Consider the following 14,983-nt stretch of genomic DNA (forward strand, 5'->3'; position numbering starts at 1 on the left):
TTTTGAAATCGAATTATCTGGCTAGGCAGCCTTTTGAGTACTCCAACAAGCAGCAACGCGTCGGGCGGCTTCTTTAGTTGAAAGCTCAGCCGCGTCAATCATACGATCATGTCCAAAGCTTTGTTCCAGCATCGCCTCAAACGTTTTGTCCGCGTTTTTTTGATCTTTCAATACGACGACGAATGCTCCTGTTTCCTGCAGCATCTTCAGGTTTTCGTAGCGAGCAAGAACATGACTTGGCGCGGTTAAAACGACATTTCGTTCCGCCAGCTTGGCACCGAAAACGTCATGTTCGATTTGACGGAGGTTTTCTTCACCACGGCTCATCGTCAGTTCGTCCATCGTCTGCCCACTTAGATTAACGATTTCCTGATTCAGATCCGTAACGGGACGATGTAGAAACTCGCTAATCAGTCGGCTGACACCTGCTTGGTTATCTTCCATGAAATTTACAACGACTAAATCCATAATGAATGCCTCCATTCCTCTAATATTTTTCTAATTGAATTGCCATTATATTAATTTAGCCACCTTAAAATGTCAATCGTTTAAAACTAATATTTGTAAAATTAAACAAACAACAATCATTGAGCATCAGCACTTGATCAATGATTAATAAAATTAAGCAGGGTGCTTTAGCCGACTCAAGCTGTTAATCCGCAATATGTTCCAGCCGATCGCTCGGACTTAATCTGCTTTGTTTTTTTCTTTAACAAATCGTTTATCAATTCGGCACACGGCTTTAACATTAAAGATTATTAAGTAAAATCCCATTTGCAAATGTTTTCATCACATTTTGTAATTCGTTTTATTTATTCAATGCAACTCGTGATATGATAATATTAGTCGTTTTATAAATAAATTCAGGAGGGAATCGTTAAAATGAAAGTGCTAATGTATGGTACGCACCCATATGAAAAGCCCTACGCTGAAAAATGGGCCCAACAGACGCAAACCGAACTCAAGATGGTTGATGAGCCGCTCAATGACGAAACGGTTGATCTGGCAAAAGGCTTCGACGCCATCACGGTTCTGCAGACTGCTTCAATGGGCAGTACTGCGGTTTACGAAAAACTGGCCAGCTTCGGCATCAAGCAGATCAGCTGCCGCATGGTCGGCGTCGACATGGTGGATCTGGATGCCGCCAAGGCCAACCATCTGACCGTTACCAACGTTGCCAGCTATTCGCCACGTGCAATTGCCGAGATGGGAGTCGCCCAGGCAATGTATCTGCTGCGCCGCATTGGGATTTTTGATGCCCGCATGAATCAAAACCACGATTTCAGCTGGAATGAAACGCTCATCAGCAATGAAATCTACAACTGCACGGTCGGCTTGATTGGTGCCGGCCACATCGGTACGGCTACGGCGCAGATCTACAAAGCCTTAGGAGCCCGCGTTCTGGTCAATGACATCGCCTATGACCCTGCCCTGGAACCATTTGCCGAATACGTTGATCGGGAAACCATCTTCAAGGAAGCCGACATTATCTCCCTGCATACACCGCTATTGCCAAGCACGCGGGGTATGATTGGCGAAAAAGAACTAAAGAAGATGAAAAAGACTGCCTACCTGATCAACATGGCGCGGGGTGCTTTAATCGACACATCTGCTTTGATCAAGGCCCTAAAAGATGGCGAGATTGCCGGTGCCGGTCTGGATACGCTGGCTGACGAAACGACTTTCTTTGGTCAAACCAACGTGGCCGAAAAAGACGTTCCTGCCGACTACAAAGAGCTGGCAGCCATGCCAAACGTGGTCATTACTCCTCACGTCGCTTTCTTTACTCAGACCGCGGCTCGCAATATGGTGCAGATTGCCTCCAATGATGCCATTACAATTGCCAATGGCGGCCGTTCCCGCAACGAGATTCGCTACTAGAGGCCGTTAATTGAAAACGCTGCTTGTCAGAGACGTCTGGCAGGCAACGTTTTATTATTGTAAATCGTCGGACGGCTGCGTAAGAACTAGGCAGTAATTTAATCATTATGAAAACAAAAATGCCAGTGACTGAAAAGCCACTGGCGTTTTTTCGTACGCGATCTTAAAGATTATGCGCAGTTTTAATGAAGAATTAAAATCTGATAAGATGGACTCTTAATGCTTACAGGATTGCAGTTCTAAGCGAATCTTTTCCGTTAAGAATGCTTTGTTTCTTATCAACTTTTAATTTACGATTATTATAATAGTCCCTGTTCAAGATAATGTCAACCTTATTTTTTAAATTTGCGAATTTATTTTCAAATTTAAAATCCATCAAATTATTACGGTATTTTTTAAATTTTTAAAAACATTTTATTTTAGCAAGAATAATCAGCCCTAATCAAATCCAAATGTTCGGCTTTCGATTTACTGATTGGTGTCTTGCTGACCGTCCGTTTCATCAAAAGCAACTTTTGCCAACTAGGCTTTTGATTAAGAATTGATGAGTTCAACCAAAAGCTGACCATACTGACTGGTGGAAAGCGCTGCAGCTGCCGGTACTAGATCCGGCGTGGCCTTCTGCATGGCAATGGCCTGCGCAACTGCTTTTCTGATCATTTCGGCTGCTTTCCCCCATCCCAGATACTCCATCATCATTGCACCTGATAAGATCAGCGACGTTGGATTGGCGCAGTTTTTTCCGGCTAGCTGCGGTGCCGTACCATGTGTAGCCTCAAAAATTGCGCAGCCAGTCTGGAAGTTAATGTTGCTGCCCGGCGCAATCCCCAAGCCGCCCACTTGCGCCGCCAATGCATCAGATAGATAGTCGCCGTTGAGGTTCATCGTGGCAACAACATCAAAGTGCTCTGGAAATAACAATGCCTGCTGAAAGAAATTGTCGCAGATGATGTCATTGACGATCAGCATTCCTTGTGCCTGGGCTTGTTGGAGGACCCGTTGCGCCACCGCTTCTCCCTGCTCTTTTTTTATTTTCTCAAGTCGCGGCATCGGCAAGACTCGTTTGGCATATTTTTGCTCAATCAGCTGATACCCCCATTTTTTAAAGCCGCCTTCAGTTTCTTTCATGATATTGCCTTTATGCACCAGGGTTAGATACTGACGATGATTTTTCAGCGCGTAGTCAATTGCTACTTGAATCAGCCGCTGTGAGCCTTCTTTTGAGATCGGCTTGATGCCAAACGCGGCTGTATCGGGAAAACGTACGCGCTGCAGCTGATTGGTTTCTTGCAGCCACTTTTTTAGAGACTGAGCGGCCGTGGAATCAGCTGATGCCTCAATCCCAGCGTAGATGTCTTCCGTATTTTCTCTAAACAGATCGATGCAAACGCGCTCCGGATGCCTAACTGGCGACGGCACCCCTGCAAAATAGCGAATCGGCCGCCAACAGGCATACAGATCAAGCGTTTGTCGCAGGGCAACGTTGATTGAGCGATGACCAGTACCAACCGGCGTCGTCATGGGGCCTTTAATTGCAACCAGATGTCGTTTTAATTCCATAATGGTTTGCTGCGGCAGCCACTCATCTGCCAGCTCATGCGCTCGTTCGCCAGCTAAAAGCGGCAGCCAGTCAATCTTACGCCGTCCTTGATAGGCGCGTTTAACGGCGGCATCCAGCACTGGCTGCGTGGCCTGCCAAATTTCTGGACCAATTCCATCACCCTGCAGGTAGGGAATTTGCGGATTGTCGGGAACCTGCAGCTGCCCATTTTTCATTTCAATTAATTCACTCAAAACAATCACTCCTTTTTGCTGATCAGTTATTTTATCAGAACCGGTCGTTAGCTATTTTAATTAAAATATACTGAGTTTCCATTCAAGCTTAACACAAAAAAGCACGCTGCTTCTTTGTGAAACATGCGTGCTTAAGGTTAAGAGTATGGTACGTTTTGTCTAATTCTAGGAACTTTCTTGACTTGCCTCGGAAGCAGCAAAACGAGCAGATTTCAAATTGGTGCCCTGTCAATTGCAATCCAGTTAAAGAGTCGCCCCGACCCCTCAAGACGACTCAAAATAGGCGAGGAATCACACGAAATGGATCTTAGTTGACGCAATGGATCAATCTGAGGTGTTTTTCTGTTTCCATGGTTAAGACTAACGGATCATTGTAAAGAATTTATTGCGGCGCTGTTTCTCTATTGTAAATTTTTAAATTAATGATACTTAATTTGACTATTCGCTGATTTTAATTCAACTATATGCTAGGCCAACGCCAGCACGAATGCCGACAGCGTAACCAAGGAAAATGCCGTACTCCAGAATTGCGTTGAGGCCAGCTCTTTTTCATTGACGCCAAAGCGAATGGCCAAAGTTGATGGCATCGTTGCCGTTGGGATCGCCAATGCAATCACGACCAGCCGTCTTAAAACAGCTGGCGTTCCCGCGATCCACATAATCAGCAAGACGATCAGCGGAAAGACGATATTTTTCAACAATACGGTTCCTAAAATCGTTTGATTGAACGATAGATGCCGCGTGCCTAAAACGATGCCAGCCGCAAAAATCGCGACCCCGCCTGCACCTTTCCCAAGCAGATCAAACGTGCTGGTCAGCTGACTTGGCATCTGAGTTCCGCATAACGTCAAGAAGAATCCTAAAACAGCTGCAACTACCAACGGCTTTTTAAACGTGGCCGCCAGCCGTTTCCAGGGTGAGCGGTCACTGCTCAAGGCATCAAAGGCAATCGGCAGCATAATGATATTGACCGTCAATGAACAGATACCAATCGTAATCGCGCTGTTGCTGGTACTGAACAATAATGGCAAAACGGCCGAGCCAATAAACGGTACCGATGGATTGGCAACCGACATGGCTCTAAGCGTGGCCAGCTGCCTTGAGTTATGAAGACCAAACCGATAGATCAGGATCATCATCAAATAGCAGCCAGTCATCGAAAGCATCAGCCAGCCCATCAGCGGCACGTTGGCAATCAAAATTCTGCGCGAGGTGCTCCACAGACCGCCAAACACGTGCAGCGGCAGCATGAAGGTCAAAACCAGCTTAACGAATTTTTTGCTGTCCTGATCGTTAAAAATACCGCGTCTGGCTGCCAGATAGCCCAGACCAATCGTAACGAAAATAGGAATCAAGGCAAAGATCAAAGTACTCAGCATGATTATCAAACCCCCTCAGCTTTAGTTGGTGCTGATAATCATAACGCAGATCAGCTAATTTTTAATAATATTCTAAGAATTCCTTGATATCTTAATCAATAATGGTCTACACCATTAACTTTTATGTTTTTAAACCGCACTGCTTTCTGTAAATTAATCTGCAAAAGCATTTGCAAATTTAAAAACAACATTTCCAATCGACCAATCCCAAGCCCGGCAACTTGTTTCTCTAGACAGCTACAAACCTGCTGCTCATATTTTTCAAAATAAAAAAACCGCCCATAAAGAGACGGTTTTCGTAAATCACATCTAGTCAACTGAACTCAATGCATCAAGCATATCAACGCTTCTGATCTTGCGGTGCATGGCCATTGCCACCCCTGCTGTAATAACTGCCGGAATCAATGCCGAAACGATAAAGTTGGTCAGCGTCATCGTTGGATCAAACATCGCGTTGGCAGGCGGCAAACTTAAGATGATAAAGCGATGCAGACCGATCCCGACCAGATATCCCAGTAAGATGCCGATCACGGATAAAATGATCGTTTCCCGATAGATATAGAGCGTTACTTCTTGATCATAGAAGCCGAGCACCTTGATCGTGGACAGCTCGCGCATCCGTTCTTCAATATTGATGTTGGACAGGTTGTAGATAACCACAAGTGCCAGCAGGGCTGCTAAACCGATCAAGATAATCATGACCCGGTTCAGACTGCCCATAATGTTGTCAATCGTCCGCTGATTATTGACGTTTTGATTGATCCCCTTCACGGCGCCGGTTGCCATCAAGCGTTGCGACTCCTGCTGCAGCTTAGCGCCTTTTTTAAGGGTAATCAATTGTGCGTTGGTCTGGTATGACTGATGGAAAATCTTTTGGTATGCCTGCGGACTCATCAGTACATAATGGCCGATATACATCTCCATGATGCCAGCAACCTTCATCGTCCGCCATTTTCCACTCGCGTCCTTAAGCTTGATTGAGCTGCCCTTTTTAGCGTTAAGCAGTCGTGCCAGCTTTTCGGAGATTATCACGCCATCTTGCGGCAGCTTAAGCGTTTTTTTAGTCTGCCGGTTCTTGACCGCGAAATACTGCTTAAAGTTTTTTTCATTGTTTGGAACGATTAAAGAGATCGACTGCGTGGCATCATCATCACCGGCCTTCTTGGTCAGCTGCTCAAAATAAACGCCGGTATGTCTCTTTACTGATTTGCCGTTCAGCTCATTTTTCAGTTGCCGCTGCTGTTTGGCAGTGCTGTTTGAATTTTGGACAGCGATCAGATCGTACTTGATGATCCGGCTGTATTCAATGTTGCTGATGCCGCTGAGCGAATCGCGAATGCCAAAGCCCATTACCAAAAGTCCCGTACAGCCCGCAACGCCAAAGATCGTCATCAGCGCCCGACTCTTATACCGAAAGAGATTGCGCATCGTTACCTTATAATTGAAGCTGAGTCGGTTCCACAGCCAATGCCAACGCTCCAACAAGATGCGTGATCCTCCCTTAGGCGGCTTAGGCAGCAGCAATGCGGCCGGCTTGGCTTTCAAGTCTCGATGCAATGCCCACAGCGCGGCTCCCGTCGTACAGAGAATGGCAATCAGCCAGGTCGTCAAAAGCAGTGCCCATGAGAAGTGGATCTGAAAGCCGCTGAGCGTAGAGTTGGCAGCATAGGCCTTAAAGATGATCTTTGGCAGTATCATAAAACCACCCCAAGCTCCCAGCGCCACCCCAGCTGAACTGGCCAGCAGACTAAACAGCGCAAACTTTTTGGCCACATCGGCATTTGAATATCCTAAAGCCTTGAGCGTGCCAATCTGGATCCGCTCTTCTTCCACAAACCGCGTCATCGTCGTCAAGCTGACCAGGGCCGCGATTGCAAACAACAGCACCGGAAAGACGTTTGCCAGGATATCGACTCGTTCAGCGTTGGAACGGTAAATGGCATAGCCGGGATTTTCCGTTCGATCACTCAGCGTATAGGTTGGCGTGCCCAGCTGCTTGAGTTTAGCCTGCTGTTTTTTAAGCGCGGCAGCCTGCTGAATGAGAGCCGAATTGCCTGCTGTATTCGTCTGCTGAAGCACAGCGGCCTGCTGCGTTGCCTGGGCAAGCTGCTGTTGAGCTGCCTTCAGCTGACGTTCAAGTTTTTGCTGCTTGGTTTTGCCATGCCGATTCAAGGTCTTTTTCAACTGCTGCTGTTTTTCAACATAATTGGTATAGCGCGTGGAATAAGGATTCATTTTCGCCGTCTTATTATACGTGATCCGTGCGATTGCATAGGCAGTCCCGGTCTTGAAGGCTGATTTTTTGACGACGGCCACCCCGCTCAATTGGCCAGTGCCTACCGTTGTCTGGCCAATGTCGCTGCGATCCAGATACTCGCTGGAGCGTACGAAGCCGACGATCTTAAACTGACGATGCTTCAACGAGCCCGCCTGCTTGAGCGTAATCCACTGGCCAATATGATACTTGCCCTTCAGCAGGTAGCTGACGGCAATCTCATTATCGTGCCGCGGCAGATGTCCACTGACCGTCTGCCAGCTTGAGACGCCATTGGTTTGTGAAAAAATCCGCAGTGCCCGCTTCGTCTGATCAATCGTACTGTCCTGCAGATAGCCAAAATCAACCTGCTTGACGCTCTTTTGCTGCCGAATGATCTGACGGTCGCGGCTGTCCAGGCCATAGTTCGACGTAATCGTGGTATCGGCCAGATGATGCTGGGCAAAAAAGCTGGTGGCCGTCTGCCGCATATCCGGTCCCGTAATTTTTAAGCCAATCAAGGCAAACGCGCTTACGGCCATTAAGAGAAAGATCGCGATAAATCGGCCCAGCGAGTGCGTAATCGCCTGCCAGGCATCTTTCCATAGTATTCGCTTGCTCAAGATGCTCACCTACCATTCAATCGTCTTGATGTCGGCTGGATGCTCATTACGCTCCCGTTTGACCAGCTGACCATCATGAATATGCAGCACCTGATCGCCAATTGGAGCCAGAGCCGCGTTATGCGTAACAATGATGACCGTTGAGCCATGCTCGCGACTCATATCCTGCAGAATCTGCAGCACCTGCTTACCCGTTTCATAGTCCAGCGCACCAGTCGGCTCATCACACAAAAGCAGCTGCGGGTTCTTGGCGACGGCACGCGCAATTGCCACTCGCTGCTGCTCGCCGCCGGAAAGCTGAGCGGGAAAGTTGTTGATGCGATTGGCCAGTCCCACGGCTTTTAGCGCTTCAACGGCATCCAGCGCCTGGGGAACGATTTCTGAAGCTAATTCAACGTTTTCCTTAGCTGTCAGGTTGGGAATCAGATTATAGAACTGAAACACAAACCCTACGCTTAGTCGGCGATAGGTCGTCAGCTCACGACGATCATATTTGGCAATGTCATGACCGGCAACGATAACCTCGCCGCTCGTGTTCGTATCCATCCCGCCCAAGACGTTGAGCAGAGTTGACTTGCCCGCGCCAGAAGCGCCCAGAATGATTACCAGCTCGCCTTTTTCAATTGAAAAGCTGATGTCTTTGTTGGCATAAAGCGTTTCATCACCAGTCTGGTATATTTTTGTGTTGTTGCGTACCTCGATTAAGGCCATAGTTTTCCCTTCTTTACTGTCAGCAGTTTGCTTTTTTGATTTCTTTACGCTACATTTTAATGGATTCAATTCAGTTTGTGATGACCAAAAATGAATAAGTTGTTGATTTAAGGAGAAAAAATGGGAACGATCCGCAAAACAGCCTCGAAAGAAAAAATCAAGCAGGCATTTATCGTACTTCTAGAGACGGAAGGATTTCAAAAAATGACGATCAGCAGTCTGGTCAAGCAGGCCGGCATCAATCGCGGAACCTTTTATTTGAACTATCTTGACAAAGACGATCTGGCCCAGCAGCTGATCAACGATTTCTTTACTGGCATTGCCACGATCCTAAAACAGGACAACGGCGATCGCAACGACTGGTTTTCACCCACTGCCATCAGTCAAATTATTGAATATGTGCAGAATAATTTCGCTTTTGCCCATGCTCTTTTAAACAGCGATCTAAAGGGACAAGTCAAAGAGCGGCTTTCCCAAACCCTGGCGCAGGCTTTTGTTCACCAGCATGCCAATCTGCAGCAGCCCAAGATCAAGCAGCCCTATGCATCCGAAATCGTTTTTGGCGGCATTGCCTCACTGTTTACGCTTTGGATTCAGCGCGACATGCAGGAGTCTCCCGCCGCGCTTTTACAGATCATCGAAGCCTATCGTGCCACGCCGCCCCAGCAAATCTTAAGATCATAAGACAGATGATCAGCCTGCTTTCCGACAATATAAAAACCGACTGATCGCAGTCATTGATCAATCGGTTTTACATTAAATTGAAGGATGCTCATCGATCGTAACCGGCAGAATCGACGTATCACTGATCGTTGAGCGGTTTTCGATTTGAGTCAGCAGTTTTTGAGCCGCCAGATTACCCATCAGCTCCATATCCTGCCGCAGCAAAAAGATGCCGTCTTCACCAACGTACTGCGACCAGCTCCAGTCATCAAAGCTGATCAGCCCCAGATCTTTAGGAAACGTTACTTTTTCATGCTTAAAGATCTTAAGCAGCGTAAACAGGATCGGCCCCATCAATGAGATCACGACCGTTCGTCCGTTAAGCTGTCCCATTACGCGCGTCAATTCTCTTGCCAGCCAGTCGTCATCATGGCCCTTGATTTCAATGTTATGATAGGTCAGCCCCGTCTCACTGGCCGCCAGCTGAAAGCCCTTGATTCGGGGATGCTGCCCGGAAGCCTCGGCAAATCGTGAGCTGACCGTGACTACATTGGCATAGCCTTTTTTGCCCAGCTGGCGTCCCAACCGGTAACTGGCATCAAGGTTGGCACTGGTTACCTTGCCCACTGTCAGCGGCTGGTCGTCGACTTCTCGGTCAACCAAAACCAGCGGCGTCTGATTGCGCAGAATCGATTGATATTGAGCAAAGCTGCGCGAGTTTGGCTGCACGATAATGCCGTCAACGCGCTGCTGATATAGATCATCTAGGGCCTTTTGCTCCATTTCCTGCGAGTTGTTGGTGTTCATCAACAATACATCATAACCCGCTGGCTGCAAGACGTCATAGATTCCCTTACTGAGCAGTGATGAGAAATGGTTGGCAATATCCCCGACCAATACCCCCACCAAATGGCTCTGCGTCTGGCGCAGTCGTCTGGCCGAAGCAGCCGGCACGTAATGCAGTTGATTGATTGTGGCATCAATACGCTCTTTGGTCTGCGCGCTCATTTTTTGATAATGGCCGTTGAGATAGCGCGAGACGGTCGTTACCGAAACCCCCGCCGCCTTGGCAACGTCGCTGATTGTTACATGCTGTGACATAATCCTCTTCCTTTAGACTGTTTGCTTAGTAAGACTTATTTTATCATAACCGGGCACTAATTAAAAAAGTGCGGAACCACAACTAGGCTCACGCACTTTTATAGATATTTCTAAGAGTGAATCTTTAGCTAAGAAAATCGGCTAGGCAATGATCAATGACAGGACCCAAACGCTTGCCAGACCAGCCAGCGACAATACCGAGGTCAGCGTCGACCAGGAAAGCAGCGTTTCTTTAAGTGACAGACCGAAGTATTCCTTGATCATCCAGAAACCGGCATCGTTGACATGGTCACAGAAGACGGAACCGGCACCGACCGAAAGTACCATCAAAGCACTCATCGTTGGCGACATGTGAGCAGTCATTGGTGCAATCAGGCCAGCTGCCGTCATTGAAGAAACGGTCGAGGAGCCAAGCGAAACCCGCAGCAGTGCCGTGATCAGCCAAGCAGCCAGGATTGGCGAGATGCTGGTACCAGAGAACAGCGTGGAGACGTACTTGGAGATGCCGCCTTCTACCAGAACTTCCTTAAAGGCACCGCCACCACCGATAATCAGCAGCATCATGGCAATTTGTTTAACAGAAGTCGTCATTGACTTGGAGATCTCGCTCATCTTTTCGCTGCGGGCCAGTCCCATCGTCCAGATTGCAAACAGCAGCGACAGCAGCATGGCCGCATCAGGAGCACCGACGAATTGAATGAACTGGTTGACTGGGTTGGTCTTGGAGAGTACAAATGAACAGATCGTAGCAACGGCAATCAGGATAACCGGCATCATGGCCGTCAAAACGGAGATGCCAAAGCCAGGCGTTTCTTCCAGCTTGAATTCCTTGTATTCGCCAAGGACCGAGATATCAACGTCTTTGCGGTAAACGGAAGGATAGATCTTGTGCAGGAAGTAGTTGAAAACCGGACCGGAGATGATAATCGTTGGAATCGCGACGATGATCCCCAAAAGCAGCACGTGACCCAAAGTAGCACCAAGAATGTCGGTAATGGCCGTTGGTGCCGGGTGTGGCGGCAGGAAAGCGTGGCAGACGTTCAAAGTAGCTGCCATCGGAATCCCCAGGTACATCAGCGGCATGTCGAGCTCTCTAGCAATAATGAAGATGATTGGCAAAACGACAACCAGACCAACTTCAAAGAACAGTGCCAGACCAATGATAAACGATGCCAGAATTACGGCAACCTGAATCCAGCGCCGCCCGAACTTATTGATCAAAGTCGTGGCAATCCGGTAGCCGCCACCAGCATCAGAAACCAGTTGACCCAGCATGGACCCAAATCCGAAAATAATTGCTAAGTGGCCCAGCTGACCGCCAATCCCAGTTTCAATCGCGGTTGGTATCTTGGCAACCGGAATCTGCAGACAAAGCGCAATGATAAATGAAGTAACGACCAGTGAAACGAATGTGTTGAGCTTCAACTTAACGATCAAGAAGATCAGAATCAAAACCCCTAATAAAACAATGAGCAGTGGCATAATGTTTCCCCCTCAATTTTAATTTTCCTGCTGCAGCCGAGCAATCGTTGAATAGGCCGGCTTGAGCAATCCTTCAACCTGTTTGAATAATGGCAGATACTTTTGATAGACCCGCACTGTAGCCTGCTCCGGCTGATAAGCGCCAACGCTGCCGATCAATTCTTGTACCGCGTCCAGATCATCAATCATTTCCAGACTCTTCATCGCCATCGTAACCGCACCCAGGCATCCTGATTCATAGGATTCCGGAATGTTAACCGCGACGTCCAAGACATCCGCCAGCATCTGCTTCCAGACCTCAGAGCGGGCAAAGCCACCCGTTGCCGTTACGCTGGCAGGCTTACCAACCAGATCGCATACCGCATCATAGACCGTGGCAATGTTCATGCAGATGCCTTCCATTACCGCCCGCAGCATGTCGGCACGGGTATGCAGCGGATTCAGGCCAAAGAAGCTGCCGCGCGCGTTGGCATCCCAAAGCGGCGCCCGCTCACCACCCAGAAACGGATGGAACAACAAGCCATGCGCACCAGCTGGAACACTGGCAATCACTTCATTGGCAACGTCATAAACCGATTTGTCCTCACTTTTGGCAGCCGAACTGTCGACCAAATGATTGGCCGCCCATTGAAAAACATCACCGCCATTGTTCAAAGGACCGCCAACCACCCAGCGCTGCCGATCAATTGAGTAGCAGAACAAGCGCTGTTCGGGATCGACCACTGGATGATCAGTAGCCACGCGCACCGCCGCTGAAGTTCCAATCGTAATGGCAACCGTGTCCTGCCGCGTGGCCCCAACGCCAAGATTGGAAAGCGCGCCGTCAAACGCACCATAGACAAACGGCGTCTCATCATCAAGCCCCGTTGCCTGCTTGGCTGAAGGCGTCAATCCAGTTTCTTTGGTCGTACCATCAACGATCTCTGGCAGCTGTGAGCGCGTAATGCCAGTCAGCTTCAGAATCTGATCATCCCAATCCTGCGTGTGCATATTGAAAAATCCAGTGCAGCTGGCCGTTGAGATGTCGACTCTAAACTTGCCGAACAGTTTCCAGAACAAATACGACTTGATGTCAGCAACATATGCGGCTGCTGCCATTTTTTCAGGCTGCGTCTGCTTTAGCCACATCAGCTTGGTCAAAGGCGACATTGGATGAATCGGCGTCCCGGTTTGCGCGTAGATGTCGGCTCCATCCGGGGTGGCCTTCAGCTTAGCCGCAACCTCACGTGCCCGCGTATCAGCCCAGGTCATCGCCCGCGTCAGCCGCTGATGATTCTTATCCAGTAAGATCACGCTTTGGTTGGCATTGGAAAACGAGACTGCCAATACCCGGCCGCCTAATGACTTGGCTCGATCAGCCGCGTCATGAATCACTTTTTCGACGGCCACGGTCAGATCATCCGGATTCTGCTCCGCCATCCCATTGCCGTCACGATAAAGCTGATACAGTTCTTTATAAGAATCCAGTACCCGAGCTTTCTCATCGAACAAGACCGCTTTCGTGCTGGTCGTGCCGACGTCCACACCAATTAGATAGTTCATCTTCAACTCTCCCTTATCTTCAACAATTATTGAAAACGCTTTAGGTTATCGATACACCTAGTATAATAAATGCGCTTTCAAGTTTTGTCAACGCTTCCAGTTAAATTTGGGAAATCGATAAACCGAAACACGTTGGCGCTGTTGCCTTTTGCTTTTAAAAAAAATTTTTAGACAGCTGATGATCGGCGCGCTAAGATGATGTTTAAAAATGATTTAAAGGAGTCTTTTCCATGGATAACCAGGCACGCATCGACTTTTTAAAACAGCTGATTGAAATCGACACGGCTGGCGGTTTTGAGGATCGCTTGGCCGTTGTTCTGCAGTCATTCATGCAGGAACATGACGTCAGCTGCCGGCTATTGCCAGTCATGAAGGGCCGCAGCAATTTCTACGCTGAGCTGGGCTATGGAAACAATGACAAGGTCTTGGCGTTCTGTGGTCATCAAGACGTGGTAAAGACTGAGGATCCCGCCAAATGGCAGTTTCCGCCATTCAGTGCTCATATTGAAAACAATCGCATGTATGGACGCGGGACTGCTGATATGAAAGGCGGTCTGGCAGCCATGGCGATCGCAATGGCCGAATTAAAAGATGAAGGCGCGGGTTTAAACGGTAAGCTGGAACTGTTGGGCACCGTAGCCGAAGAAAGCTCCAAGATCAATCACATGCAAGGGGCGCAGCAGTTTGCAAAAGACGGCTATGTTGATGATCTGACCGCCGCAATCTTTGCCGAACCGACTAATGCCGACATCGCCTACGCGCATAAAGGATCAATCACCTACCGCATCGACTCGATTGGCAAAGCCGCGCACAGCTCGCGGCCGGATCTGGGCTTTAATGCCATTACGCCCTTGATTCATTTTTATCAGGAACAGGAACGATATTTTGGCGAACTGGTTGCTAAATACGAAAATCCAGTCTTAGGACGCGCCGTGCCGGTAGTTACCAAGATTGATGGCGGTGAGCAGCTGAATGCCGTGCCTGATCATGCGGAACTTTTTGTCAAGCTTAGAACCATCCCCGAAACGGACAATGACAAAATCATCGCTCATTTAAACTGCATCATCGCCAATATCAACGATCAGGATCACGCGCAGCTTTCCATCGAGATTCTCGGCAGCAAGATCGCCGTCACGACTGAGCGTGATGCCGAAATCGTCACCATTGCGCAAAAGGCTGCCGCCGATCATTTGGGACGCAGCTTTAACGTCCGCGGCATTGCTTTTGGCACGGATGCTTCAGAAATGACCAAAGCCAACCGCGACATGGACGTTTTGGTATTTGGTCCCGGCAACGCCACGGCTCATAAGATCGACGAGTATATCGACTTGGATCAGTATCTCAGCATGATTGACATCTACAAGCAGATTGCCCGCGACTATCTTAAATAAGCTCCAAAAATCCGTAATCGGTTCATTGCCGATATGCCCACCGAGAAACCAGGCGAATCAAAAAATTCATCTGGTTATTCGATGGGCTTTTTCTAATTTCAAGATTCAGCTAAAAAAACGGCCTGACTACGGAAATATCCGCAACCAAGCCGCATCAGCCGA

At 48.3% G+C, this 14,983-nt stretch carries 11 protein-coding genes; 3 read left to right on the forward strand and 8 right to left on the reverse strand.

The window, feature by feature from the left end:
• Positions 1-21 precede the first annotated feature (21 nt).
• On the reverse strand, positions 22-468 hold the full coding sequence (locus ABC765_RS06245) for a shikimate kinase (protein WP_347979961.1): 447 nt from the start codon (positions 466-468) through the stop codon (positions 22-24).
• Between the two features lie 414 nt (positions 469-882).
• Between ABC765_RS06245 and ABC765_RS06250 the strand changes: the two genes are divergently transcribed.
• Positions 883-1,881: a D-2-hydroxyacid dehydrogenase gene (locus tag ABC765_RS06250; RefSeq protein ID WP_039945705.1), complete on the forward strand. Its 999-nt coding sequence runs from the start codon at positions 883-885 to the stop codon at positions 1,879-1,881.
• Between the two features lie 534 nt (positions 1,882-2,415).
• Here the strand turns inward: ABC765_RS06250 and icd are convergent.
• The 4 genes from icd to ABC765_RS06270 form a co-directional block, all read right to left on the reverse strand.
• Entirely contained in the window at positions 2,416-3,675 is a 1,260-nt protein-coding gene (icd, locus tag ABC765_RS06255) for an NADP-dependent isocitrate dehydrogenase (RefSeq protein ID WP_347979962.1), read from the reverse strand.
• A 467-nt stretch (positions 3,676-4,142) separates the two neighbouring features.
• Positions 4,143-5,054 carry an AEC family transporter gene (locus ABC765_RS06260; RefSeq protein ID WP_347979963.1) on the reverse strand — a complete coding sequence of 304 codons (912 nt, stop codon included), beginning with the start codon at positions 5,052-5,054 and terminating at the stop codon, positions 4,143-4,145.
• 309 nt (positions 5,055-5,363) lie between these two features.
• On the reverse strand, positions 5,364-7,931 hold the full coding sequence (locus tag ABC765_RS06265; protein ID WP_347979964.1) for an ABC transporter permease: 2,568 nt from the start codon (positions 7,929-7,931) through the stop codon (positions 5,364-5,366).
• A 9-nt stretch (positions 7,932-7,940) separates the two neighbouring features.
• Entirely contained in the window at positions 7,941-8,642 is a 702-nt protein-coding gene (locus ABC765_RS06270) for an ABC transporter ATP-binding protein (protein WP_347979965.1), read from the reverse strand.
• A gap of 120 nt (positions 8,643-8,762) precedes the next feature.
• Here ABC765_RS06270 and ABC765_RS06275 point away from each other — a divergent pair, with 120 nt between their 5' ends.
• Entirely contained in the window at positions 8,763-9,326 is a 564-nt protein-coding gene (locus ABC765_RS06275) for a TetR/AcrR family transcriptional regulator (protein ID WP_347979966.1), read from the forward strand.
• 72 nt (positions 9,327-9,398) lie between these two features.
• Here the strand turns inward: ABC765_RS06275 and ABC765_RS06280 are convergent, their stop codons facing one another.
• The 3 genes from ABC765_RS06280 to ABC765_RS06290 all read right to left on the reverse strand — a co-directional run bounded on the left by ABC765_RS06280 (position 9,399) and on the right by ABC765_RS06290 (position 13,430).
• Positions 9,399-10,406 (reverse strand): LacI family DNA-binding transcriptional regulator, encoded by a 1,008-nt coding sequence (locus ABC765_RS06280; RefSeq protein ID WP_347979967.1) that lies wholly within the window; start codon positions 10,404-10,406, stop codon positions 9,399-9,401.
• 141 nt (positions 10,407-10,547) lie between these two features.
• A complete protein-coding gene (locus ABC765_RS06285; protein WP_347979968.1) occupies positions 10,548-11,888 on the reverse strand; it encodes a gluconate:H+ symporter in 1,341 nt (446 codons plus the stop codon).
• 18 nt (positions 11,889-11,906) lie between these two features.
• Positions 11,907-13,430, reverse strand: coding sequence for a gluconokinase (locus ABC765_RS06290; protein WP_347979969.1), 1,524 nt, complete (start codon positions 13,428-13,430; stop codon positions 11,907-11,909).
• 230 nt (positions 13,431-13,660) lie between these two features.
• Here ABC765_RS06290 and ABC765_RS06295 point away from each other — a divergent pair, with 230 nt between their 5' ends.
• A complete protein-coding gene (locus ABC765_RS06295) occupies positions 13,661-14,821 on the forward strand; it encodes an ArgE/DapE family deacylase (RefSeq protein WP_347979970.1) in 1,161 nt (386 codons plus the stop codon).
• Positions 14,822-14,983: the final 162 nt, after the last annotated feature.

It is taken from the genome of Limosilactobacillus sp. WILCCON 0051 (assembly GCF_039955095.1).
Taxonomy (GTDB): domain Bacteria; phylum Bacillota; class Bacilli; order Lactobacillales; family Lactobacillaceae; genus Limosilactobacillus; species Limosilactobacillus allomucosae.